The organism is Streptomyces sp. NPDC051740, from assembly GCF_044453165.1.
GTDB classification, from domain to species: Bacteria; Actinomycetota; Actinomycetes; order Streptomycetales; family Streptomycetaceae; genus Streptomyces; species Streptomyces atrovirens.
On record NZ_JBITCL010000019.1, the window covers coordinates 117887 to 141325 of the forward strand.

General features: G+C 72.9%; 21 protein-coding genes and 1 pseudogene. 6 read left to right on the top strand and 16 right to left on the bottom strand.

Features of this window, described 5'->3' with window-relative positions:
* Positions 1-136: 136 nt before the first annotated feature.
* Entirely contained in the window at positions 137-1756 is a 1620-nt protein-coding gene (locus ACIA6T_RS27430) for an FAD-dependent monooxygenase (protein ID WP_399449146.1), read from the top strand.
* Positions 1757-1864: 108 nt separating this feature from the next.
* Here the strand turns inward: ACIA6T_RS27430 and ACIA6T_RS27435 are convergent, their stop codons facing one another.
* Together ACIA6T_RS27435 and ACIA6T_RS27440 are read right to left on the bottom strand one after the other, a co-directional pair.
* Positions 1865-2899, bottom strand: a complete 1035-nt coding sequence (locus tag ACIA6T_RS27435; protein ID WP_399449147.1) for a TerC family protein — start codon at positions 2897-2899, stop codon at positions 1865-1867.
* A gap of 46 nt (positions 2900-2945) precedes the next feature.
* Positions 2946-3521, bottom strand: a complete 576-nt coding sequence (locus ACIA6T_RS27440; protein WP_399449148.1) for a universal stress protein — start codon at positions 3519-3521, stop codon at positions 2946-2948.
* 159 nt (positions 3522-3680) lie between these two features.
* Here ACIA6T_RS27440 and ACIA6T_RS27445 point away from each other — a divergent pair, with 159 nt between their 5' ends.
* Positions 3681-4019: a helix-turn-helix transcriptional regulator gene (locus tag ACIA6T_RS27445; protein ID WP_399449149.1), complete on the top strand. Its 339-nt coding sequence runs from the start codon at positions 3681-3683 to the stop codon at positions 4017-4019.
* Positions 4020-4141: 122 nt separating this feature from the next.
* Here the strand turns inward: ACIA6T_RS27445 and ACIA6T_RS27450 are convergent, their stop codons facing one another.
* Positions 4142-4588, bottom strand: coding sequence for a universal stress protein (locus ACIA6T_RS27450; RefSeq protein WP_399449150.1), 447 nt, complete (start codon positions 4586-4588; stop codon positions 4142-4144).
* Positions 4589-5165: 577 nt separating this feature from the next.
* Between ACIA6T_RS27450 and ACIA6T_RS27455 the strand changes: the two genes are divergently transcribed.
* Both ACIA6T_RS27455 and ACIA6T_RS27460 read left to right on the top strand, forming a co-directional pair.
* On the top strand, positions 5166-6008 hold the full coding sequence (locus ACIA6T_RS27455; RefSeq protein WP_399449151.1) for a DUF4397 domain-containing protein: 843 nt from the start codon (positions 5166-5168) through the stop codon (positions 6006-6008).
* Between the two features lie 5 nt (positions 6009-6013).
* A complete protein-coding gene (locus ACIA6T_RS27460; protein WP_399449152.1) occupies positions 6014-6694 on the top strand; it encodes a class F sortase in 681 nt (226 codons plus the stop codon).
* A gap of 91 nt (positions 6695-6785) precedes the next feature.
* Here the strand turns inward: ACIA6T_RS27460 and recX are convergent, their stop codons facing one another.
* The 7 genes and pseudogenes from recX to ACIA6T_RS27495 all read right to left on the bottom strand — a co-directional run.
* On the bottom strand, positions 6786-7601 hold the full coding sequence (recX, locus tag ACIA6T_RS27465) for a recombination regulator RecX (protein ID WP_399449153.1): 816 nt from the start codon (positions 7599-7601) through the stop codon (positions 6786-6788).
* A 3-nt stretch (positions 7602-7604) separates the two neighbouring features.
* Positions 7605-8723: a recombinase RecA gene (gene recA / locus ACIA6T_RS27470; protein WP_399449154.1), complete on the bottom strand. Its 1119-nt coding sequence runs from the start codon at positions 8721-8723 to the stop codon at positions 7605-7607.
* Positions 8724-8963: 240 nt separating this feature from the next.
* Positions 8964-10226, bottom strand: coding sequence for an AI-2E family transporter (locus tag ACIA6T_RS27475; protein WP_399449155.1), 1263 nt, complete (start codon positions 10224-10226; stop codon positions 8964-8966).
* Positions 10227-10284: 58 nt separating this feature from the next.
* A complete protein-coding gene (locus ACIA6T_RS27480; protein ID WP_399449156.1) occupies positions 10285-10479 on the bottom strand; it encodes a DUF3046 domain-containing protein in 195 nt (64 codons plus the stop codon).
* Between the two features lie 374 nt (positions 10480-10853).
* A complete protein-coding gene (locus ACIA6T_RS27485) occupies positions 10854-11162 on the bottom strand; it encodes an AzlD domain-containing protein (protein WP_399449157.1) in 309 nt (102 codons plus the stop codon).
* Complete coding sequence (locus ACIA6T_RS27490; RefSeq protein ID WP_399449158.1) at positions 11159-11908, bottom strand: AzlC family ABC transporter permease; 750 nt, start codon at positions 11906-11908, stop codon at positions 11159-11161. The genes ACIA6T_RS27485 and ACIA6T_RS27490 overlap by 4 nt, the downstream gene beginning before the upstream one ends.
* A gap of 65 nt (positions 11909-11973) precedes the next feature.
* Positions 11974-12960 (bottom strand): annotated as a pseudogene (locus tag ACIA6T_RS27495) (AraC family ligand binding domain-containing protein); the annotation flags it as partial.
* On the opposite strand from ACIA6T_RS27495, the gene ACIA6T_RS27500 reads away from it, so the two are divergent.
* Both ACIA6T_RS27500 and ACIA6T_RS27505 read left to right on the top strand, forming a co-directional pair.
* On the top strand, positions 12848-17707 hold the full coding sequence (locus tag ACIA6T_RS27500) for an ATP-dependent helicase (RefSeq protein WP_399449159.1): 4860 nt from the start codon (positions 12848-12850) through the stop codon (positions 17705-17707). The pseudogene ACIA6T_RS27495 and the gene ACIA6T_RS27500 overlap by 113 nt on opposite strands.
* A 365-nt stretch (positions 17708-18072) precedes the next feature.
* Positions 18073-18882 (top strand): Fpg/Nei family DNA glycosylase, encoded by an 810-nt coding sequence (locus ACIA6T_RS27505; protein ID WP_399449160.1) that lies wholly within the window; start codon positions 18073-18075, stop codon positions 18880-18882.
* Here ACIA6T_RS27505 and ACIA6T_RS27510 read toward each other — a convergent pair.
* From ACIA6T_RS27510 to rimO, 6 genes are all read right to left on the bottom strand, one after another.
* Positions 18866-19120: a hypothetical protein gene (locus tag ACIA6T_RS27510; RefSeq protein WP_399449161.1), complete on the bottom strand. Its 255-nt coding sequence runs from the start codon at positions 19118-19120 to the stop codon at positions 18866-18868. The genes ACIA6T_RS27505 and ACIA6T_RS27510 overlap by 17 nt on opposite strands.
* A gap of 126 nt (positions 19121-19246) precedes the next feature.
* Positions 19247-19717, bottom strand: a complete 471-nt coding sequence (locus ACIA6T_RS27515) for a Dps family protein (RefSeq protein WP_073930582.1) — start codon at positions 19715-19717, stop codon at positions 19247-19249.
* 185 nt (positions 19718-19902) lie between these two features.
* Positions 19903-20283, bottom strand: coding sequence for a helix-turn-helix domain-containing protein (locus ACIA6T_RS27520; RefSeq protein WP_030825954.1), 381 nt, complete (start codon positions 20281-20283; stop codon positions 19903-19905).
* A gap of 109 nt (positions 20284-20392) precedes the next feature.
* Complete coding sequence (locus ACIA6T_RS27525) at positions 20393-20938, bottom strand: CinA family protein (protein WP_399449162.1); 546 nt, start codon at positions 20936-20938, stop codon at positions 20393-20395.
* On the bottom strand, positions 20935-21819 hold the full coding sequence (gene pgsA / locus ACIA6T_RS27530) for a CDP-diacylglycerol--glycerol-3-phosphate 3-phosphatidyltransferase (protein ID WP_399449163.1): 885 nt from the start codon (positions 21817-21819) through the stop codon (positions 20935-20937). The genes ACIA6T_RS27525 and pgsA overlap by 4 nt, the downstream gene beginning before the upstream one ends.
* Positions 21816-23291 (bottom strand): 30S ribosomal protein S12 methylthiotransferase RimO, encoded by a 1476-nt coding sequence (rimO, locus tag ACIA6T_RS27535; RefSeq protein ID WP_399449164.1) that lies wholly within the window; start codon positions 23289-23291, stop codon positions 21816-21818. Before rimO ends, pgsA begins: the two co-directional genes overlap by 4 nt.
* Positions 23292-23439: the final 148 nt, after the last annotated feature.

The window sequence follows — 23439 nt, forward strand, 5'->3', positions numbered from 1 at the left end:
GATCGCCACTGCCCTTCGGTCACTTGACGCAAGCACCGGCAATAGGTTGCATACGTTCTGTGATCGTGCACCCTGCTCCATCTTCCTGTTCCTCCACGTCCCTTCGGACGTCACTTCGAGCAGGGGGCGCCGCGCCGTGGACCCGGTGATCATCGTCGGAGCGGGGCCCGTCGGGCTCACGCTCGCGCTGGCGCTGGCACGCCAGGAAGTGCCGTGCGTGGTCCTCGACGAAGGGCCGGGCAAGGACGAACCCCGCCCGGCGCGCACCGTCGTACTGCGCGAGGAGACCGCCGCGCTCATGGAGCGGCTGACCGGCGCGCCGCTCGCGCACGCCGGTGTCCGTTGGGCCGGATGGCGGTCGATGCGGCGCAAGCAGGTGACGGCCGAGGTCGCCTTCGGCGACACCGAGCCCGCGCCCCTGCACATCGCCCAGCACGTCCTGACGGGTGCGCTGCGCGCGGCCCTCGCCGGCGAGCGGCTCGTCAGGATCGCCGTGAACAGCAGGCTGGACACCATGGAGCAGGAACCCTCGGGCGTCACCGCCCATACCCGCGGCGACACCGGCACCTGGTGGCGCGGCAGCTACCTGGTCGGCTGCGACGGTCCGCGCTCGACCGTGCGCAAGCTCCAGGACATCCGCTTCCCCGGCCGCACCGCGGTGGAACGTCACGCCGTGGCCGCCCTGCGCACCGAACTTCCCTGGTACGACGAGGCGCTGCTGCACCGCACGCCGCCGTGGCGCACGTCCGGTCCCCCGGCCCGGGAGATCACCGCGCGCCCGCTGCCGGACGGGGTGTGGCGCCTGGACTGGCTGCTGCCGCCGGGCAAGGACCTGGTCACGCCCGAACTGCTGCTGGGCCGGGTCCGGGAGACCCTGGCCGGCTGGACCGACGGTCCGACCCCGCCGTACGAACTGCTGGACACCGGGGTGCACACCGTCCACCACCGGCTGGCCCGGCGCTGGCGGGCCGACCGGGTGTTCCTCGCCGGGGACGCGGCCCATCTGCTCGGCTCGCTGGGCACGCACGGGCTGGAGGAAGGGCTCCGCGACGCCGACAACCTCGCCTGGAAGCTGGCGCTGGCCTGGCACCACGGTCCGCACGAGGCGCTGCTCGACAGCTACCAGACCGAGCGCCGCGCCATCGTCGCCGCCCGGCTGCGCGCCGCCGACCAGGCGCTGCCGCTGGTACGCGGCGGCGGTGGACTGCGCTCCTGCGTTCCCGGGTCCGCGCGGGGACACGACACACTGCTGATGGACGGTCACCTGGGGCGGGGCGCACTGGGCGCACCGGGAACGTACGCCGGCTCCCCGCTCGCTCCCGGCCGCCTCGAGGGCGAGACGCCCATCGGAACGGCTCCCGGTTCCGCGGTGACGGACGTACGGGTCACGGCGGAGGACGGCACCTTCGTCCGGCTGCGGGACCGGTTCGGCCGGGGTGCGCTGCTGGTGGTGCTGATCGCGCCCGGTACGGGGGTGTGGGAGCGCCGGCACTGGGTGTCCGCCGGGATCATGCCCCGGCTGGCGGCGGCCGTCTCGGCGCTGCCGCACCGGGCCGAACTGCTGGTCGCCGAGAGCTATCCGGGGGCGGCGGCCCACACCGTGCTGCTGGTACGCCCCGACGGTCATCTGGTGACGGCACTGAGCGGGGTCCGCCCGGCGGACCTGTACGCGGCGGCGGAAGCGGCGGTCGGCGGGCCCGCCACCGCGGAGGCGGAGACGGACGCCAAGGCGGACGCCGGGGCGGCGTCGCGCTGAGGTTCCGTCTCCGCGCATCGCCGTGCTGCATCGGCCCCGGCACGGGCGACGGCCGTGGACGCCGCGTATGCGACGCCCACGAGAGAGCGGTGGAGCGGACGGCGACCGCTACGGTCGGCGCGGTTCCGTACCGTGCGAGCGGGCAGAGGGGGGAGAGCCCGCCCCGGTCGCCTGGTCGGCTTCGGCGCCGTCCGTACCCGGCGTGGTGCCGCCGTCGTCACGCGTGACGACGAGGGACCAGCCGATGGACACCGTGATGGTGGCGACGATGACGCCGAGGGTGAGGGGGATGGGCAGCTTGCCCACGGGGGTTTCGGACAGGATCAGCTTGACTCCTGCGAAGGCGAGCAGCACCGCGAGCCCGTAGTGGAGGTAGGCGAAACGGCGCAGCAGCCCGGCCAGGCAGAAGTACAGGCTGCGCAGGCCGAGCACCGCGAAGGCGTTGGCGGTCCACACCAGGAAGGTGTTGGTGGTGATCGCCAGGATCGCGGCGACGGAGTCGACGGCGAAGATCAGGTCGGTGGCCTCGATCGCGACCAGTGCCACGAACAGCAGGGTGGCCACACGCCTTCCGTTGATCTTCGTGAAGAACCGGCCGCCGTGGAACGTCGGGTCGGTGGGGACGATCTTCTTGACCAGACGGACGACGACGTTGCGGTCGGGATGGACTTCCTCGTCCTTGGAGACGGCCATCTTGTAGCCGGTCCAGATGAGGAACGCGCCGAACAGGTATGCGGTCCAGAAGAAGAGCTGCAGCAGTTCGGCGCCGACGAAGATGAACACCAGCCGGAAGACCAGAGCGCCGATGACACCCCAGAACAGGACCTTGTGCTGGTAGGCGTCGGGCACGGCGAAGAACGAGAAGACCAGGGCGAAGACGAAGACATTGTCGATCGACAGTGCCTTTTCGATCAGGTATCCGGCGTAGTAGGTGGAGGAGACCTCTCCGCCCTGCCACGCGAACAGGACCAGGCCGAAGGCCAGGCCTATCGCGATCCACACCCCTGACCAGACGGCCGCTTCCTTGAACCCGATGACGTGGTTGTCGCGGTGAGCGATCAGGTCGACGGCGAGCATGACGGCGATGACGAGCGAGACCGCGGCCCACACCCACAGCGGGACGGTGAACGACAGATCATTCATGGGACATCGACTTCCTCGGGCGAAGCAGGAGGACGGAGGGCGGTGGTCAGGCGCCGCTGGGCCGGCGTCCACACGTTGCGCGCCTCGGCGGGCGACGGAGCGGCCGGTCCCGCGCCGCGTCCGCGGCGGGCTCCGGCCGAGGAGTCGGGGCGACGGCGTGAACGAAGGGGCCACCGCGCAGGGCGGGGGCTTCGATCAGGCTGTGCGCGTCCGGACCCGTGGGTCCCCGGCCGGAGGCGACCACCAGCGGCGAGCAACACCGCGCGGCCGCCACCAGCGTCCCGGCCGCGGTCCGCAGCCGTGCCTGTGTCCCGTCAGGGGCCGGCACCTGACGGACGACGGGGGCGTGACCGACACCGGCGCTGCGAAGTCGGGGCGGCGCCCCGGCCGACGGCAACCGGTCCGTCCACACGTCGGCGCGGATGTGATCCGCCGGCTGCCGCCGGGCGGACAGGCCGGCGACCGGCGGCACCGGCGCGTTGCGGGCGGCGGCCGGGCGGGCCGCCGCGTCGACCACGGCGAGGTCGTCGGGCCGGTGAGTGATCAGCGCGGTGACCGGGTGCGGCGGAGAGACCGGCAGCGCCAGGGCGCCGGTCGCGGCGGGACGGGTGCGAAGGGACATCGGGGCCCCCTTCCAGCGGAACCACGGAAGGAAATCGGGGTGTGTTCAGCATCACTCGACACTTCATAACCCGTCAAGAGTTACGCGAAAAAGTTTTCACAAAACGTGTTTCGTAAAACATTGTTGGTCAGGCGAAGTCCCCTTCGTATGATGAAGGCCATGAGTCAGCCTTCCTCCGCACGCGGTGAGCACTGGACGTTCCTGACCAACCACGCCCGGGTCCTGATCGCTCTCGCCCAGGACCCCGAAGCGCGGCTCCGGGACGTCACCGACCGGATCGGCATCACCGAACGCGCCGTCCAGCTGATCGTCGCCGACCTCGAAGCGGCCGGATACCTCACCCGCACTCGCGTCGGCCGCCGCAACCATTACACGATCGACCCCACCGTCGCCCTGCGCCACCCCACCGAGGCCGATCACCCCGTCGGCGACCTGCTGGCCACTTTCATCCACCGCGAGGAGCCCCCCGCAGCCGACTCCGGACACACCACCCCGTAACCCTCCCCGGCCCGGACAGCGCCCGATACGCGGCATCGGCCATGACCATCTCCTACCGTGCGGGGCGCAGGCCATGGCCGTTCCCTGTTCGCACAGCCCTCCGGTGGCTCGATGCGTCCGCGTCAGACGGGAGGGCGGTACTCGACCAGCGGCGCCCAGGGCATCGGCGGAGCCGCGCGGATGAACGGGCCACCCCGGATGGCGGCCGCCTCCATCACCGTGCTCGCGTCCAGCCCCTCCGGCCCACTGCGGGAGACCACCAGCCACGAGCAGCCGTGGGCGATGGCCACGTCCAACAGCCCCTTGGCCGCGCACAGCCGACCACCCTGCCCGGCGGGACGGTGACAGACAACCGGCCGGTACCCGATCCCGGCGCGGGCCGGGCGCGGCAGGGCACGCCCCAGCACCGCGCGAACCGTCGCCCCGTCCGGCCGGGGTGCCACGGCTCGCGGCAGCAGCGGCGGCAGCACCGCGATCAGCAGCAGCGGCGCGCCACGTGCGACGGCGAGCCGGACGGCCTCGTCCACCGCGGGTACGTCATCGAGCCGGTCGGCCAGCACTGCGGCCACCGGCCGCCGAGAGCGCGGACGACCGCGCGCCGCAACGGGGTGCACACCGGGCGAGGAGGGCGGGCGGAGAGAACTCATCATCGTCGCACCTTCCGGACAAAGGAGGATGAATGCCTCTTCCAGCGTCGCCTCTCCCAAGAAAGCACGTCAACAGTTACCTGAAATTTTTTTCGCCCAATTGTGGTCTCATGTCGATCGGCGCCGTTGACGAGGGCTGCCGAGTCGGCGCGCCGTCTCCAGCTGGGACGTAAGTGACACAAGTGGCGTAATGGAACATGGCGTCTCACAATGGGTCAGGTGTCACGAGAAGCAGGCCGCTCGACGAAGAGCGCATGCACTGCCCGGTACCCCGACCACGCACACGACCTCATCAGTGACACCACTCCTGACAGCGTCCCGAGCCCACGCCTGTGACGCCGACCGCGGCAGCACACGGCACACGAACGGACGCCGGTCACCGGCCGGCGAGGGGCCACTGGGCATCGGGCCGAAGAACCCGTCGCGGGACGCATCCGAGAAGCCGCTCGTCCGGAAGCCGGGCCCACGTACGACCGGGCCCTCCATGGAGGGAGTTCCGATGATGAACTCGCGCAACAGGAAGATCGCCGCCACCACCGCCGGTGCCTGCGCACTGTCCCTCGCCCTGGCCGCCCCCGCCTCCGCGGACGCTACGGCGCAGGAGGACGGCAAGGCGTCCGTGTCCGTCTTCCACGGTGTTCCGGGCCTCACCGTCGACGTGTACGCCAACGGGAACGAACTGCTTCCCGACGTCGAACCCGGCGCCCTGACCGAGCTCCAGCCCCTGGACCCGGGCACCTACGACATCGAGATCTTCGCCGACGGCGAGGGACCCGACGGTGATCCCGCCATCCAGAAGAGCGTCGACGTCCCGGCCGGGGCGAACGCCACGCTCGCGGCCCACCTCGACGCGAAGGGCACCCCCACGCTCACCGCGTTCGTCAACGACACCTCCGAGGTTCCGGCCGGTCAGTCGCGACTGACCGTCCGTCACGTGGCCGCGGCCCCCGCCGTGGACGTCCGCGCGGGCGGAGAGCCGATCGTCGAGGGTCTGACCAACCCGAACGAGAAGTCGCTCGAGGTGCCCGCCGGCACGGTGAACGCCGATGTCGTCCTGGCGGGGACCGACACCGTGGCCATCGGCCCCGTCGACCTCGACCTCGCCGAGGGAGGCCACACGGTCGTCTACGCCTGGGGCAGCGCCGAGGACGACAACCTCGCGCTGAAGACACAGACGATCAACGGCATGAACTCCGCACCGAACGGTGTGAACGCCGGTGAGAGCGGTGCCATGGCCTCCGACAACGAATCCGCCACCGTCTGGCTCGCCTGGGGCGCCGCGGGCGCCGTCGCGGTCGCCGGTCTGCTGGCCGCCCGTCGCCGACGTTCCCGGAGCGGCTGACGGCCATGCGTTCCTCCGCGAGGAGCGGACGGCCCTCCGCGGCGGCCGTCGGGGCCGCCGCGGTAGCCGCCGTCGTCCTGGCGGCGCTGCTGGTCTGGTCACTGTGGCCGTCCGGAGCCTCGGTGCCGTCGGACTTCGGCGTCCGGCCGCGGGCCCAGGAGCCCGCGGCCGGGACCTCGTCCAGGGTCCACGACAACGCACCCGGCGAGGCGGAGAACACCTCCGGCCCTCCACCCGAACCGGCGGCACTGCGCGTCCCGCGGGTCTCCCTGGACGCCCGGATCATGGGCGTCGGCGTCAAGGACGACGGCACGGTGGAGATCCCCGACGACGCGGGGCAGGCGGGCTGGTACCGCTACGGCCCGGCGCCGGGCGCCCCCGCCGGGTCCGCCGTCCTCATCGGCCACGTGGACGACCGCACCGGCGACCTGGGCGCTTTCGCCAAGCTGTACAAGGTCCGGAAGGGCGACGACGTCACCGTCGCCCGCGAGGACGCGCCCCCCGTACGGTACGAGGTGAAGGCCCGCGAGGTGGTCGACAAGGACAGGCTCCCCGACGAGGTGTTCCGGCGCCACGGACGTCCGGTCCTGACCCTGGTCACCTGCGCGCCCCCGTACGACCGCGAACGCGGGGGCTACCAGCGGAACCTGCTGGTGTATGCCGTCCCCGCACAGGGGAACGGCTAGGGGCGGCCGCCCGGTCGCCGGTGGTGCCCCGCGCCCGCGTAGAGCGTCGCAGCGGAGCGACCGGTGCGGGCGGCCGTGTGTCCCGCTGCCCTCAGAACCCCTCGTAGCCGGGGAACTCCGTGTCCTCGCCCTCCTCCTCCAACGCCTGCCGGACGACGCGCAGGGCGAGGCCCTCGGGGTAGCCCTTGCGGGCGAGCATTCCCGCGAGGCGGCGGAGCCGCTTGTCGCGGTCGAGGCCACGGGTGGCGCGCAGCTTGCGGGCGACCAGCTCCCGGGCGGTCTCCTCCTCCTGCTCGGAGTCGAGCTGGGAGACCGCCGCGTCGATCAGCGTGGGATCGACGCCCTTGGTGCGCAGCTCCCGGGCGAGCGCGCGCCGGGCGAGTCCCCGGCCGTGGTGCCGGGACTCCACCCAGGCGTCCGCGAAGGCACTGTCGTCGATCAGTCCGACCTCCTCGAACCGGGACAGCACCTCCTCGGCGGCCTCGTCCGGGATCTCCCGCTTGCGCAGGGCGTCGGCGACCTGCTTCCGGGTGCGCGGGGTCCCGGTGAGCAGGCGCAGGCAGATCGCCCGCGCCCGCTCGACCGGGTCCGCCGGAGGTTCCTCCCGCTCGGCCCTCGACGAGGAGGAGGCGCCCCCGTCCTCCGCGACCGCCTCGCCGAAGGTCCGGCGTCTGCGCCCGCGTCCACCGCGCGGCCCGCCGTCACGCGGGCCGCCGTCACGCGGGCCGCCGTCACGCGGGCCGCCCGCCCGTGTGCCATCCCCGTCGCGGGGGCCGCCCCCGCCGGCGATGTCGTCGTACGTCGCGTCACCGTCCACGGCTGAGCCGTCGCCGCCCTCGGTGCCCCTCCCCCGTGGGGCACCGGGGGCGGCGAACTCGTACTCGGCCCAGTCGGTTCGTCGCGTCACGGGTCAGCTCTTGGCCGCCGCGGCCTTGGACTTGGTGGCCTTGGCCGCCGGGGCCGGTACCGCGGCCGGCTCGGCCGCGGCGGTGCTCGTGGCGTCCGCGCCCGGTTCGGCGGCGGGCTCCTCCGGCCGTACGCCGACGCCCAGCTTCGTCAGGATCTTCTTCTCGATCTCGTTGGCGAGGTCGGGGTTGTCCTTCAGGAAGTTGCGGGCGTTCTCCTTGCCCTGGCCGAGCTGGTCGCCCTCGTACGTGTACCAGGCGCCGGCCTTGCGGACGAAGCCGTGCTCCACGCCCATGTCGATCAGGCCGCCCTCGCGGCTGATGCCCTGGCCGTAGAGGATGTCGAACTCGGCCTGCTTGAAGGGCGGCGCCACCTTGTTCTTGACGACCTTGCAGCGGGTGCGGTTGCCGACCGCCTCGGTGCCGTCCTTCAGGGTCTCGATGCGACGGATGTCGATACGCACCGAGGCGTAGAACTTCAGCGCGCGGCCACCGGTCGTGGTCTCCGGGGAGCCGAACATCACGCCGATCTTCTCGCGGAGCTGGTTGATGAAGATCGCGGTCGTCTTGGACTGGTTGAGGGCGCTGGTGATCTTCCGCAGGGCCTGGCTCATCAGGCGGGCCTGCAGACCCACGTGGCTGTCGCCCATCTCGCCCTCGATCTCCGCGCGCGGGACGAGCGCGGCGACGGAGTCGATGACGATGAGGTCGAGGGCGCCGGAGCGGACCAGCATGTCCACGATCTCCAGGGCCTGCTCGCCGTTGTCCGGCTGGGACAGGATCAGGTTGTCGATGTCGACGCCGAGCTTCTTCGCGTACTCGGGGTCGAGGGCGTGCTCCGCGTCCACGAAGGCGACCTGGCCGCCGGCCCTCTGCGCGTTCGCCACCGCGTGCAGGGTCAGGGTCGTCTTGCCGGAGGACTCCGGTCCGTAGATCTCCACCACACGGCCGCGCGGCAGGCCGCCGACGCCGAGGGCCACGTCGAGCGCGGTCGATCCGGTCGGGATGATTTCGATGGGCTCGTTCGTCCGGTCGCCCATGCGCATGACCGCGCCCTTGCCGAATTGCCGTTCAATCTGTGCGAGCGCGGCGTCGAGCGCCTTCTCGCGGTCGGTTCCTGCCATGGGTTCCACCCGATTTGCTTGATTCGATCGCTTCACGTCAAAGACGCTAACGCCTGCCACTGACAACGCGCCCCGACGCACCTCCGGCCTGTGGATAACGTGGGTGCATTCCTTCCCAAACTGGGACACAACACCCACCGTTGAGCCTCATCGGCACTTCCATGAGAATGGATGTTCGATTTTCGTGTCAAGCGCACCACGCGGCACCGGAGTCCTGCGTGCCGCGTGGTGCGGCCGTCCTCAGGAGGCCCCGGTCTCTCCGCCGCGTGACCGCCCCGCGCCCGGCCGGCGGGCCCACCGATGACGGACGCGCATGAGGATGCCCGGCCCGTCGCCGGGGCCGCGGTGCCCGAGCACACGGGGGTCGTCCGTGACGTCGTACCGCCGCACGTACGCGCCCAGGAACGCCTGGAGGGTGGCGACGGCGGGGATGGCGATCAGCGCGCCCACGGCGCCGAGCAGGGCGGTGCCCGCGACGACCGAGCCGAAGGCGACCGCCGGGTGGATGTCGACGGTCTTGGAGGTCAGCTTGGGCTGCAGCACGTAGTTCTCGAACTGCTGGTAGACCACCACGAAGATCAGCACCCACAGCGCGTACCAGGGATCGACCGTGAAGGCGATCAGCATGGGCAGGGCGCCCGCGAGATAGGTGCCGATGGTGGGGATGAACTGCGACACCAGACCCACCCACACGGCGAGGACGGGCGCGTAGGGCACCTCGAGGAACTCCAGCAGCACGTAGTGCGCCAGGCCGGAGACCAGTGCCATCAGTCCGCGCGAGTAGAGGTAGCCGCCCGTCTTGTTCACGGCGATCTCCCACGCGCGCAGCACCTCGGCCTGCCGGGCGGGCGGCAGCAGGGAGCAGACGGTGCGCCGCAGCCGCGGCCCGTCGGCGGCGAAGTAGAACGAGAACAGACCGACGGTCAGCAGCTGGAAGAGACCGCCGAGGACCTGCGCGGAGACGTCCAGGACACCGGTGGCGCTGTTCTGGACGTAGTTGCGCAGCCAGTCGGAGCGCAGCAGGCCCTCCTGGATGTCCACGCGCCGCAGCTCGGTGTGGAAGTGCGTGTTGATCCAGTTGATCACGGAGTCGAGGTAGTCCGGGAAGTCCTCGACGATCTTGACGATCTGTCCCGCCAGCATGGACCCGAGCAGCGTGACGAAGCCCGCCGCCGCGATCAGCACGCCCAGGAAGACCAGGAAGGTGCCCAGGCCCCGGCGCACCCCGCGGGCGGCCATCCAGCTCACCGCGGGCTCGACGGCGAGCGCCAGGAAGAACGCGATGAGGATGTTGATCAGCAGGCCGATGAGCTCGTGAAAGGCCCAGCTGCCCAGCTGGAACACGGCGTACAGCGCGAGGGCGAGCACCATGGCGCGCGGCAGCCAGCGCGGCATGCGGGCGCCCGGCCCGGATATGGGGGCCGTCGGGGGCCCGGCGGGCGGCGGCGCGCCGGGAGCGTCGGGATGCCGGGCCGACTGCCCGGTTTCGTCAGTGGGTGCCACGGAGCAAGTCTCGCCCACGCCGGCGGCGGCCGTGCGCCCCCGGCGGTCTCTGTGACGATCAGCGCTTTTCCGCGGGGACGCCCATGACCGCGCAGACCACCTGCCAGACGTCCTTGGCGCTCCAGCCGGCCGCCAGCGCCTCGTGCACGGTGCGCCCGCCGAGCTCGGACATGACATGGTCGTGCGCGAAGGTGTCGGCGTAGCCCGCGCCGAAGTGCTCCGCCATCCGCTCCCAGAAAACCGTCAACCGCATGCGCCCAGTATCCCGCCTGCGGTGGCGGTCCTGAGCCGGGCCGCCTGCCGGCACCGCTTCCCGCCTGCGGTCGGACCCATGGCCGACACCGGAGCTGCCCCACCGCCCCCGGCATCCCCGCCGCAGGGCCCGCTCGCGCGGGCGGAGCGGTTCGTCCGGCTCACCGCGCGGGTGCTCGAAGAGCACCTCCCCGCCCGCCACTTCCGGGACGGCGGCGCCGGTCCGGTGGAGGCGGCGCCGGACGCCCGCCGCGAACGACGACGGCGGTCACGGCCACGCGCTGGAACCCGGTCCGCGCGGCCCGGTCGGCCGGCCGCCGCGCACCGCCCGCGCCCTGCGCGTGCCGGACGCCGTGGGACGTCGCGACGGCCGCCTCACCCGCCCAGTGCCCGCACCCCCGCCGTCACGACGACCGCGGCTCCGACAACGAGCAGGAACGGAGCACGCAGAACCAGCGCCACGGCCGCGGCCGCCACCCCCACCGCCCGCGCGTCGACAACCAGGACCTGGCCGTCGGAGAAGGTCTGTTGAGCGGTCAGCGCGGCGAGCAGGGCGACCGGAAGAAGCGCGGCGAGACGCCTGACGAGGGGCCGTTCCAGGACCCCGGCGGGCACCAGCAGCCCCGCGAGCTTGACGGCGTAGCAGCCTACGGCGGTCACACCGATCGCGATCCAGATGTTCAACGGTCCTCCTCCGCCACGTCACCGCGCGAGGCGCTCTTCCTGCCCTGCGCCCACAGAACGGCCGGTGCCGCGAGCGCGGCCACCAGGACCGGCACACCGGCCGGCAGCACGGGCAGCAGCCCCAGCCCCAGGAGAACGGCGAGCCCGGCGACGGTCCGCTCGGTCCCGGTGCGCAGCATCGGCGCGAGCAGCGCCAGGAAGACGGCGGGGCCGGCCGCGTCCAGCCCCCACGCGGCGGTGTCGCCGATCGCCTCGGCGCCCAGCGCGCCGAGCAGCGTGGTGAGGTTCCACAGGACGTACAGGCTGAGCCCCGTCACCAGGAACCCGATCCGCGCGCTGCGCCGGCCGGGCTGGGCGAGCGAGACGGCGGTCGTCTCGTCGATCACCCACTGCGCGGCGAACGGCCGCACCGCGCGGGGCAGCGCCAGCAACTGCGACAGCCGCAGCCCGTAGAACGCGTTGCGCACCCCGAGGAAGAACGCCCCCGCGGCGGCCGTGAACGCCCCTCCGCCCGCCGCCAGCGCCCCCACCAGTGCGAACTGGGAAGCGCCGGTGAACACCAGCAGGCTGAGCGCACAGGTCTGGAGCAGGGTGAGCCCGCTGCCCGCCGAGGTCACGCCGAAGGCGAACCCGGAGAGTCCGACGGCGACCCCGACACCGAGGGCGTCCCGTACGACGGCACCGTCCGGCTTTCCTCCTCCGTCGTCCCGTACGTCTGCGAGCGCTTCTGTCCGTTCCACTGCCACGCCCCGGACGGTACGGGCGTGCCGCCCCGCGTGTCTTGTACGTTCTTGCGCTCGCGCTGGTAGGCCCCCGGGGGCACACCGACGATCCGGCCGAAGTGCCGGTTCAGATGCGGCTGGTCGGTGAACCCGACCGCGACGGCCGCCTCCGACGGCGCCGTCCCCGCGTCCAGCAGCCGCCGTGCCCGCCGCACGCGCGCGTCGGTGAGCCAGGTGTGCGGCGGCATCCCGTAGGTGTCCCGGAAGGCGCGCAGCAGCGCGAACGGGCCGGTGCCCAGCTCGGCGGCCAGCCGCTCCAGCGTCGGCGGATCCGCCATCCGCTCCTCCAGCACGGCACGCGCGCGTGCCGCGATCCCGGCGCCCGCCGTGCGCACCTCGCGTCGCGGCAGCGTCCCGCCGTTCAGCCGCAGCAGCCGGGTCACCGCGACCCGGAGCAGGGTGTCGGCGGCGAGCGCGTTGCCCTCGTCGGTGGCCCGCAGCACCTGGTGCACCAGACGGACGGTGTACGGATCGTCGAGCACCGGCGTCACGAACCCCGGTGTGCCGCGCAGCGTGGTGGTCTCGGCGGCGATGGCGGCCACCACCTCGGGCGACGGGTACACCGCCCCGTACCGCCAGCCCTCGGGGACACCCGCCCGGCCGGTGTGCGGGGTGTCCGGGTTCACCAGGGCGAGGGCCCCGGCGCCCGCGTACACGTCGCCGCCGCCGTGGTGGAAGACCTCGACCCCGTCGGTGATGGCGGCGATCACGAAGTTCTCGTGGGTGTGCCGGACGAACGTCTTCCGTATGTACCGGGCACGCAGCAGATCGACACCGGGCAGTTCGTCGTACCGCCAGTGCCGCGCCCTCTCCTTCCGGGATTCCGCCATGCGGCCATTGTCACGCGGCCCCGGCCGTCCCCGGCTCGGCCCGATTGTCAGTGGCCGGGTGCACGATGGACGCATGGTCAGTGATCCGCACCGAGCCCTGGACGGCTTCTCCCCCGCGACCCGCGGCTGGTTCACGGGGGCGTTCTCCGCGCCCACCGCCGCCCAGGCCGGCGCGTGGCGGGCCATCGGGGAGGGCTCGGACGTGCTGGTGGTCGCCCCCACCGGTTCCGGGAAGACCCTGGCCGCCTTCCTCGCCGCCCTGGACCAGCTGGCCTCGACGCCGCCGCCCGCCGACCCCAAGAAGCGCTGCCGTGTCCTGTACGTCTCGCCGCTGAAGGCCCTGGCCGTCGACGTCGAGCGCAATCTCCGCAGCCCGCTGACCGGCATCCGTCAGGAGTCCGGGCGCCTGGGGCTGCCCGAGCCCGAGGTGAAGGTCGGCATCCGCTCCGGCGACACCCCGCCCGCCGAACGGCGCGCCCTGGCCACCCGCCCGCCGGACATCCTGATCACCACGCCCGAGTCGTTGTTCCTGATGCTGACGTCCGCCACGCGCGACGCGCTGACGGGCGTGGAGACGGTGATCCTCGACGAGGTGCACGCGGTCGCCGGCACCAAGCGCGGCGCGCATCTCGCGCTCACCCTGGAGCGGCTGGACGAGCTGCTGCCCCGTCCGGCCCGCCGTATCGGCCTCTCGGCGACGGTGCGCCCGGTGGACGAGGTCGCCCGGTTCCTCTCCCCGCGCCGCACGGTGGAGATCGTCCAGCCGGAGTCCGGCAAGGAGTTCGACCTGTCCGTGGTGGTGCCGGTCGAGGACCTGGGCGAGCTGGGCGGCTCCCCGGTCGCCGACGGCTCGGAGGGCGCCGAGCGCCCGTCGATCTGGCCGCACGTCGAGGAGCGGATCACCGACCTGGTGCAGGCGCACCGTTCGACCATCGTGTTCGCCAACTCCCGCCGCCTCGCGGAGCGGCTGTGCAACCGGCTCAACGAGATCGCCTACGAGCGGGCCACCGGAGAGCCCCTGGACGAGCACCACTCCCCCGCCGAGCTGATGGGCGGCTCCGGGGCCGCCCAGGGAGCGCCCGCGGTCATCGCGCGCGCCCATCACGGCTCGGTGTCCAAGGAGCAGCGCGCCCTGGTCGAGGAGGACCTCAAGGCCGGCCGGCTGCCCGCGGTGGTCGCCACCTCCAGCCTGGAGCTGGGCATCGACATGGGCGCCGTCGACCTGGTGGTCCAGGTCGAGTCGCCGCCGTCCGTCGCCTCCGGGCTCCAACGCGTCGGCCGCGCGGGGCACCAGGTGGGGGCGGTCTCCACGGGCGTGGTGTTCCCGAAGTACCGGGGCGACCTGGTGCAGGCCGCCGTGGTCACCGAGCGGATGCGCGCGGGCGCCATCGAGTCCCTGCGCGTCCCCGCGAACCCCTTGGACGTGCTGGCCCAGCAGCTCGTCGCCATGACGGCCATGGACACCTGGCAGCTCGACGACCTGCTCGCCATGGTCCGCCGCGCGGCACCCTTCGCCTCCCTGCCCGAGTCCGCCTTCACGGGCGTCCTGGACATGCTCGCCGGCCGCTACCCGTCCGACGCGTTCGCGGAGCTGCGCCCGCGCGTGGTGTGGGACCGGGTCACGGGCGAGATCACCGGCCGCCCCGGCGCCCAGCGCCTGGCCGTCACCTCCGGAGGCACGATCCCCGACCGCGGCCTCTTCGGGGTGTTCCTGGCGGGCGCCGACCCGAAGAAGGGCGGCGGACGGGTCGGCGAGCTGGACGAGGAGATGGTCTACGAGTCCCGCGTGGGCGACGTCTTCACCCTCGGCACCAGCTCCTGGCGCATCGAGGACATCACGCGCGACCGCGTCCTGGTCTCCCCCGCGCCGGGCGTGCCGGGGAGGCTGCCGTTCTGGAAGGGCGACCAGCTGGGCCGCCCGCTGGAACTCGGCCGCGCGGTGGGGGCGTTCCTGCGCGAAGTGGGCGCACTGTCCAAGGACGACGCCCGGCTGCGGCTCCTGGCGGCGGGACTGGACGCCTGGGCCGCCGACAACGTCCTGTCCTACCTCGACGAGCAGCGCGAGGCCTGCGGCCACGTCCCCGACGACCGCACCATCGTGGTGGAGCGCTTCCGCGACGAACTGGGCGACTGGCGGGTCGTCGTGCACTCCCCGTTCGGCGCCCAGGTGCACGCCCCGTGGGCGCTCGCGCTCGGCGCCCGCCTCTCCGAGCGGTACGGCATGGACGCCCAGGTGATGCACGCCGACGACGGCATCGTGCTGCGCCTGCCGGACGCCGACCTGATGGGCCTCGACCTGCTCGACCAGGAGCCGGTGAAGGCCGGCACCGAGTACGACGCGGACCAGGCCCCCGTGGGCGCGGCCGACATCGTCTTCGACAAGGGTGAGGTCGACCAGGTCGTCACCGACCAGGTGGGCGGCTCGGCGCTGTTCGCGTCCCGGTTCCGCGAGTGCGCCGCCCGCGCGCTGCTGCTGCCGCGCCGCAACCCCGGCCGGCGCACCCCGCTGTGGCAGCAGCGTCAACGCGCCTCACAACTGCTCCAGGTGGCCGGAGAGTTCGGCTCGTTCCCCATCGTCCTCGAAGCCGTCCGCGAGTGCCTCCAGGACGTCTTCGACGTGCCCGGGCTCGTCGAGCTGATGGGCGACCTGGAAGCGCGCAAGGTGCGCCTGGTCGAGGTCACCACACCCGAACCGTCCCCCTTCGCCCGCTCCCTCCTCTTCGGATACGTCGCCCAGTTCCTGTACGAGGGCGACTCCCCGCTCGCCGAGCGCCGCGCCGCCGCCCTGTCGCTGGACTCGCGGCTGCTGGCCGAGCTGCTCGGCCAGGCGGAGCTGCGCGAGCTCCTCGACGCCGAGGTGCTGACCGAGCTGGAGCGCGAGCTGCGGTGGCTCACCGAGGACCGGCGGGTCAAGGACGCGGAGGGCGTGGCCGACCTGCTGCGGCTGCTGGGCCCGCTCACCGACGCCGAACTCGCCGAGCGGGGCGCCGAGCCGCAGTGGGCGCGGGAGCTCGCCTCCGCGCGGCGCGCCATCCGGGTGCGGGTGGCCGGCACCGACCACTGGGCGGCGATCGAGGACGCCGGCCGGCTGCGCGACGCGCTGGGCACGGCGCTGCCGGTCGGTGTGCCGGAGGCGTTCACCGAGCCCGTCAAGGACCCCCTCGGCGACCTCCTCGCGCGGTACGCGCGCACCCACGGCCCGTTCACGTCGGCGACGGCTGCGGCCCGTTTCGGACTGGGTGTGGCGGTCACCGAGGGCGCCCTGCAGCGGCTCTCGGCGGCCGGCAGGGTCGTCCAGGGTGAGTTCCATCCGGCCGGGATCGGACAGGAGTGGTGCGACGCGGCCGTACTGCGCCGGCTGCGCCGCCGCTCCCTGGCCGCGCTGCGGCACGAACTGGAGCCGGTGCCACCGCCCGCGCTCGCCCAGTTCCTCCCCCAGTGGCAGCACATCGGCAAGGGGCACTCCCTGCGCGGCGTCGACGGCCTGGTGCGCGCCGTCGAGCAGTTGCAGGGCGCGTCCGTACCCGCGTCCGCCCTGGAGAAGCTGGTCCTGCCGTCCCGGGTGACGGACTACACCCCGGCGATGCTGGACGAGCTGACGGCCGCCGGGGAGGTGGTGTGGGCGGGCGCCGGTTCACTGCCCGGGAAGGACGGCTGGGTCTCCCTCTACCTCGCGGACACGGCCCCGCTGCTCCTGCCACCCCCGCACCCCCTGGAACCGACCGCCCTCCACCGATCCGTCCTGGACGCCCTCTCCGGCGGCTACGGCCTGTTCTTCCGCCAGATCGCCGACCAGGTCCGCGCCACCACGCACCCCGAGGCCACCGATCCCCAGCTGGCCGACGCCCTGTGGGACCTCGCCTGGTCCGGTCGGCTGACCAACGACACGCTCACGCCGATGCGCTCCCTGCTGGGCTCGGGCCGTACCGCGGGCGCCACGGCCCACCGCGCGAAGCGCTCCGTCCCGCGCGGGCGCTACGGCTCGCTCACGGCGGCCGCCCGCGGTGCCTCCCGCACCGGCCCGCCGACCGTCGCCGGCCGCTGGTCCCTGCTCCCGGACACGAACACGGATGCCACGGTCCGCGCCCACGCCCTGGCCCGCACCCTGCTCGACCGGCACGGTGTGGTGACCCGGGGCGCCGTCTCCGCGGAGGGCGTCGAAGGCGGCTTCTCGGCGGTGTACCGGGTGCTGTCCGCCTTCGAGGAAACGGGGCAGGCGCGTCGCGGCTATGTGGTGGAGGGCCTGGGCGCCGCCCAGTTCGCGATGGACGGGGCCGTGGACCGCCTCCGCGCGGCGGCCAACGCCCGCGAGCGGAGCGACGGCTTCCCGGCCGCCCCCGGCACCGACATGCCCGACCCGTTCGGCGACGTCTCCGCGCACGACGGTTTCCCCGGTCCGGACGACATGCCGTACCCCCGTCTCTCGCCGGGCGACTACGTCTCCCCCCGCGACCTGGCCCCGCAGTCCCCTCCGCCCCGGCGGAACGGCGGGCGTCCCGCGTACGACCCCTTCGCCGGCCGCCGTACCGGTGCGGACCGCGCCGCACGCGCCGTGGTCCTGGCCGCCGCCGACCCGGCGAACGCCTACGGTGCCGCTCTGGGCTGGCCCGAGCCGCCGACCGGTGCCGGGCACAAACCCGGCCGCAAGGCGGGCTCCCTGGTGGTGCTGGTGGACGGCGAGCTGACGCTCTACGTGGAGCGCGGCGGCAAGACGCTGCTGGCCTGGCCCGCCGACTCCGACGGCGAACCCGCCGACGACCCGCGCCTCCCGGCCGCCGCCGAGGCCCTCGCCGCAGCCGCCCGCGCGGGCTCCCTGGGCACGGTCACGGTGGAGCGCGTCAACGGCACCTCCGCACTGACCTCCCCCCTGGGCACCCTCCTGGAGACCGCCGGTTTCGTCGCCACCCCCAGAGGACTACGCCTGCGCGCCTGACCCACCGCCGTCCCGACCTCTACCGCCCGAACACCCGGTATGCGCTGATGGGGCCCACAACGGCGCCCCTGACCCTGACGCCCCCTTGCCACCCTCCTGTAAACCACGAGCTTCGTCGCCACCCCCAGAGGACTGCGCCCGCACCCCCGACCCACCGCCGGCACACTCCCGCCCAAGCACCCGGGCCGCCCGCAGGACGCTCGGCACGATCACAGTGGAGCGCATCGACGGCACCTCCGCGCTGACGTCCCTCCTGAAGACCGCCGGCTTCGTCGCCCCCCAGAGGACTGCGCCCGCACCCCCGACCCACCGCCGGCGCGCGCCCGTCCGAGCGCTCCGGCCGCCCGGCGTGCCACCCTTGACGCATGCCCGAAGGAGATACGGTCTGGCAGGCCGCGCGGCGGCTGCACGACGCCCTGGCCGGCCAGGTGCTGACCCGCAGCGATCTCCGGGTGCCGAGGTTCGCCACGGCCGACCTCACCGGCCGCACCGTGCTGGACGTCACCCCGCGCGGCAAGCACCTGCTGACCCGCGTCGAAGGCGGCCTGACACTGCACTCGCACCTGAGGATGGACGGCTCCTGGCGGGTGTACGCGCACGGACAGCGCTGGAACGGCGGCCCCGCCCACCAGATCCGCGCGATCCTCGGCAACGCCGACCGCACGGCCGTCGGCTACCGGCTCCCCGTCCTGGAACTGATGCGCACCACCGACGAGGACCGCGCGGTCGGCCACCTCGGCCCCGACCTCCTCGGCCCGGACTGGGACCCCGGCCTCGCACTGGCCAACCTCCTGAAGGACCCGGCCCGCCCCCTCGGCGAGGCCCTGCTGGACCAGCGGAACCTCGCCGGAATCGGCAACATCTTCAAGAGCGAGCTGTGCTTCCTCCTCGGCGTCACTCCCTGGCTCCCCGTGGGCGAACTGCCCGCCGGCCGTTCCGCGAAGCTGCCGGTGCTCGCCAGGAAACTGCTGGAGTTCAACCGCGAGCGCCCGGTCCGCAACACCACGGGCCGCCGCGGCCAGGACCTGTTCGTGTACGGCCGCGCCCGCCGCCCCTGTCTGCGCTGCCGCACCCCGGTCCGCCTCGCCGACCAGGGCGACGGCTCCCGCGAGCGCCCCACGTACTGGTGCCCCACCTGCCAGCCGGGCCCGGCTCCGTTCACTCCCCGTCGGTGAACCGACGCACGGTGCCCATCCGCCACGCCCGCCGCCACCGTCCCGCCGCGAGCGCCCCCTCCGCCCGTGCCTTGGGCATGCAGTGCACCGGCAGCAGGCTGAGCCCCCACCCGCCGGCCGCGACCGTCCCTTCCACCACCCCGGCGTCGGGCGCCAGCAGCAGCCGCGCCACCGCCCACCACCACAGCGCCCCCAACCCCAGAGCGGCCCCCCGGCGCACCACCCGCCCCGTCGTCACGGCCCTCACCCCCGCGCCGACGCTACGAGACCGCTCGCTCCCGCCCACAGGGCGCGCCAAGGGCACACGGGCGCATCCGGGACCCCGGGCCGCTCCACGAGGGCCCCACGGCCCCCAAAGGCCACGTCACCCGTTCTCGGCCTGGAACATCCAGTGCTGCTTCTCCAGGTCGGCGGTGATCGTGATCAGGATGTCCTGGCTCACCGGGTCCGGCTCCGCGGTCGCCGTGACCCGCTCCCGCATACGGGCGATCACCGCGCCCAGTGCCTCCACGAGCGCGCCCACCGCGGCCGTGTCGTCGACCCAGCCCTCGGGGGTCACCCCGATGCCGCTGCCGACGGCCACCGTCGCGGCACGCCCGTCGGGCGAGACCCCCAGTGCCGCGGCGCGCTCCGCCACGGTGTCGGAGTGGGTACGCGCCAGGGTCACGACCTCGTCGAGCTGGAGGTGTACGGAACGGAAGCGTGGCCCGACCACGTTCCAGTGGATCTGCTTGCCCACCAGGGCGAGATCCACCAGATCGACCAGGGCGCCCTGCAGCGCCTCGGACACCGTCTTCAGGTTCGCGTCGGACAACGGGCTCTTCACGACGTACATCCGCACCTCCGTAGCCGGCCCCCGCCTCGTCCCTCAACGATGACCGCCACGCGCCGCACCGGCAAACGCACAAGAGAGAAGGCCCACGCATGCGAAAACCCCGGCGGCACCCCTCCGGATCTCCCGGAAGGGCCCCTACCGGGGCATCCCACACCTTCACACCGCGCGTGCGCGGAACACCACGCTCACGCGGCGACGACGTCCACCGCCTCGGCGGGCGCCTTGATGGTCACCCGTTCCGGTGGCACACCGGTCACCGAAACGGAACCCAGCATCGGACGAACCGGCGTGGGTACGGACTCGCTGGGGGTCGCTGCAGCAGACTGGGCCAGTTCGGCGAGAGCGAGCTCGTCGCTCACTTCCCGCATGAGCTCGGACATCCGTACGTCCAGCGCGTCGCAGATGGCGGAGAGCAGCTCGGAGGAAGCCTCCTTCTGCCCCCGCTCCACCTCGGAGAGATAGCCGAGTGAGACTCGGGCGGACGAGGAGACTTCGCGCAGAGTACGGCCCTGGCGTTGGCGCTGCCGACGCAGCACGTCACCCAGCAGGCGACGGAGCAGAATCATCGGTGGCTCCCTCCTCGGACCGCGTAGCCGCATCCTTCTCGCCCCACCGTACCGCCTTGCGCCGCGGCCGTGCGGGGAGCGATGTCGTGTTCACTCAGGGCTGCAAACATCAAAACCCCCCGTTCCGTTCCGTATCCTGTGCCCGCTCGTTCCCGGTCTGTTCGCCCGCAAGCTCCGTCAGAAGCAGTGCGAGTACGCTCCGTACACTCTCCATACGAATTTCCGCGCGGTCGCCGTTCAACCGCAGATGCTCCACTTTTCCGCCGCGGGCGGAAGCCGTTCCCGTCCCCGAGGGGCCGTCCACGGCCACGAAAACCGTGCCGACGGCCTGGCCGTCCTGGGGATCCGGACCGGCGACGCCGGTGGTGGCGATGCCCCAGTCGGCACCCAGCGCCTTGCGGACGCCGGCCGCCATCCGGGCCGCCACCTGCGGATCCACCGCTCCGCGCTCCGCCAGCAGGGTGGCATCCACACCGAGCAGTTCCCGCTTGAGTTCGGTGGCGTACGCCGTCACCGAGCCCCGGAAGACCTTGGACGCCCCGGGGACCGCGGTGATCTCCGCCGCCACCAGGCCACCGGTCAGCGACTCCGCGACGGCGAGCGTTCCGCCGTTCACGGTGAGTAGTCGCACCACTTCGGTGGCCTCGGAACTCACGCTTCCGTCTCCTCCAACGCCGCCTCACGCTCGGCGATTCCCTGCCTGCGCAGCACAATGGCCTGTTTCACATAGTCGAGTCCGGTCGCCACGGTCAGCACGACCGCCGCGGCCATCACCCACCACCGCAGTGTGGCCAGCCACCCCGTCAGCGCCAGTACGTACATACCGACGGCGATGCCCTGGGTGAGGGTCTTGAGCTTGCCCCCTCGACTGGCCGGGATCACTCCGTAGCGAATGACCAGAAAACGCAGCAGGGTGACGCCGAGTTCCCGGCCGAGGATGACTCCGGTGACCCACCACGGGAGATCGCCCAGCGAGGAGAGACAGATCAGCGCCGCTCCCATGATCGCCTTGTCGGCGATGGGGTCGGCGATCTTCCCGAAGTCGGTGACGAGGTCGTACGTGCGCGCCAGATGACCGTCGAACAGGTCGGTGATCATGGCGATGGCGAAGGCCGCCCAGGCGAACGACCGCCACGCCGGGTCGTATCCGCCCTCGGCGAGCATCAGCATGACGAACGCCGGCACCAGGAGCAGCCGGAGCATGGTCAGCAGGTTGGCGATGTTCCAGACGCTGGCCTGGTTGACGGCCGCCGCCGCAATCTTCGCGCCGCGCGCGGGCCTGGTCCCGTCCCCGGCGTCGACGCCGTCACGGGACGCGGTGGCCGGCGCCGCCTCGTCGCCGTGCGTCCGGGTGCCGGCCGGGCCGCGGCCGGACGCACCGCGCCGGGCCGGTCCGCCGCCGGACGGTCCCGGAGCCGTGCCCCGCGACTCCCGCGCGACCGTGCGGCCGGTCGCCGGCATGCCTCCGGGTGCGGCGCCCGCCGTCCTCCCCACGCCGGAGGGGCCTCCCGCCGCCGATGCCGGGACACCCGTCATCTGCCCGCCTCCTCACTACACGCGAGCGAACCCTGGAACAGCGGCTCGGCCACCAGGTCGACACCCTCCGTGCCGACCACCTTCGCCTCGACCATACGGCCGACACTCAGTCCCTCGCCGCTCGTGAGCAGCACCTGGCCGTCCGTCTCGGGGGCCTGGTGCGCCGCCCGGCCGTACACGCCCTCCGTCTCGTCGACGGACTCCACCAGTACGTGCAGGGTCTCGCCGACCCGCTCCTCGGCGCGCTGCGAGACCAGTTCCTCGGCCAGCCGGGAGACCCTGGCCAGCCGCTCGGCGACGACGTCCTCGTCCAGCTTGCGGTCGTACGTCGCGGCCTCGGTGCCCTCCTCGTCGGAGTAGCCGAAGACGCCGATGGCGTCCAGCCGCGCGTGGTTCAGGAACCGCTCCAGTTCGGCGAGGTCGGCCGCGGACTCGCCGGGGAAGCCGACGATGAAGTTGGAGCGCACACCGGCCTGGGGCGCCTTGCTCCGGATGGTGTCGAGCAGCTCCAGGAACCGGTCGGTGTCGCCGAAGCGGCGCATCGCACGCAGCACGTCGGGCGCGGAGTGCTGGAAGGACAGGTCGAAGTAGGGGGCGACCTTCGGGGTGGAGGTCAGCACGTCGATCAGGCCGGGCCGCATCTCGGCCGGCTGGAGGTAGCTGACGCGCACCCGCTCCAGGCCGTCGACCTCGGCCAGCTCGGGCAGCAGGGACTCCAGCAGGCGGATGTCGCCGAGGTCCTTGCCGTAGGAGGTGTTGTTCTCGGAGACCAGCATGATCTCCTTCACGCCCTGCTCGGCCAGCCAGCGCGTCTCGTTCAGCACGTCGCTGGGGCGGCGCGAGATGAAGGAGCCGCGGAAGGACGGGATGGCGCAGAAGGAGCAGCGCCGGTCGCAGCCGGAGGCGAGCTTCACCGAGGCGACCGGGGCGCCGTCCAGCCGGCGGCGCAGCGGCGCGCGGGGGCCGGAGGCCGGGGCGAGGCCGTCGGGCAGGTCCGCCGGACCGTGTCCCGGAAGGGCGACGGCGGCGGCGGAGTCCTGCCGCTCGGCCGGGCTGATCGGCAGCAGCTTGCGGCGGTCGCGCGGGGTGTGGGAGGCGTGGATGCCGCCGTTCAGGATGGTCTGGAGGCGGTCGGAGATGTCGGCGTAGTCGTCGAAGCCGAGCACGCCGTCGGCTTCGGGGAGGGCCTCGGCGAGTTCCTTGCCGTACCGCTCGGCCATGCAGCCCACCGCGACGACGGCCTGGGTTCTCCCGTGTCCCTTGAGGTCGTTGGCCTCCAGGAGGGCGTCGACGGAGTCCTTCTTGGCGGCCTCGACGAAGCCACAGGTGTTGACGACGGCGACGTCCGCTTCCTCGGCGTCCTCCACGAGCTGCCAGCCGTCCGCCTCCAAACGGCCTGCGAGCTCCTCCGAGTCCACCTCGTTACGGGCGCAGCCAAGGGTGACGAGTGCGACGGTACGGCGTTCAGGCATGGGCTCAAGACTACTTCGTCCCGCTGACGCCCTACGTCGACGGGGGTTGGCGAAGACCGCCAACCCCCGCGCCGCAGCACCCCAAGCAACCGGTGCAACCGGCAGCGGGTGGCCCGTGGGGTTGGTGTGGGGCGCGACGGGGCCCCGC

Bases quoted from the DNA above. Each gene is read 5' to 3' on its own strand.
- ACIA6T_RS27515 (WP_073930582.1), bottom strand. From the start codon at position 19,717: ATGTACGTCGTGAAGAGCCCGTTGTCCGACGCGAACCTGAAGACGGTG.
- ACIA6T_RS27505 (WP_399449160.1), top strand. From the start codon at position 18,073: ATGCCCGAAGGAGATACGGTCTGGCAGGCCGCGCGGCGGCTGCACGAC.
- recA (WP_399449154.1), bottom strand. From the start codon at position 8,723: ATGGCAGGAACCGACCGCGAGAAGGCGCTCGACGCCGCGCTCGCACAG.
- ACIA6T_RS27445 (WP_399449149.1), top strand. From the start codon at position 3,681: ATGAGTCAGCCTTCCTCCGCACGCGGTGAGCACTGGACGTTCCTGACC.
- ACIA6T_RS27440 (WP_399449148.1), bottom strand. From the start codon at position 3,521: ATGTCCCTTCGCACCCGTCCCGCCGCGACCGGCGCCCTGGCGCTGCCG.
- rimO (WP_399449164.1), bottom strand. From the start codon at position 23,291: ATGCCTGAACGCCGTACCGTCGCACTCGTCACCCTTGGCTGCGCCCGT.
- ACIA6T_RS27455 (WP_399449151.1), top strand. From the start codon at position 5,166: ATGATGAACTCGCGCAACAGGAAGATCGCCGCCACCACCGCCGGTGCC.
- ACIA6T_RS27500 (WP_399449159.1), top strand. From the start codon at position 12,848: ATGGTCAGTGATCCGCACCGAGCCCTGGACGGCTTCTCCCCCGCGACC.
- ACIA6T_RS27520 (WP_030825954.1), bottom strand. From the start codon at position 20,283: ATGATTCTGCTCCGTCGCCTGCTGGGTGACGTGCTGCGTCGGCAGCGC.
- pgsA (WP_399449163.1), bottom strand. From the start codon at position 21,819: ATGACGGGTGTCCCGGCATCGGCGGCGGGAGGCCCCTCCGGCGTGGGG.
- ACIA6T_RS27480 (WP_399449156.1), bottom strand. From the start codon at position 10,479: ATGCGGTTGACGGTTTTCTGGGAGCGGATGGCGGAGCACTTCGGCGCG.
- ACIA6T_RS27435 (WP_399449147.1), bottom strand. From the start codon at position 2,899: ATGAATGATCTGTCGTTCACCGTCCCGCTGTGGGTGTGGGCCGCGGTC.
- ACIA6T_RS27460 (WP_399449152.1), top strand. From the start codon at position 6,014: ATGCGTTCCTCCGCGAGGAGCGGACGGCCCTCCGCGGCGGCCGTCGGG.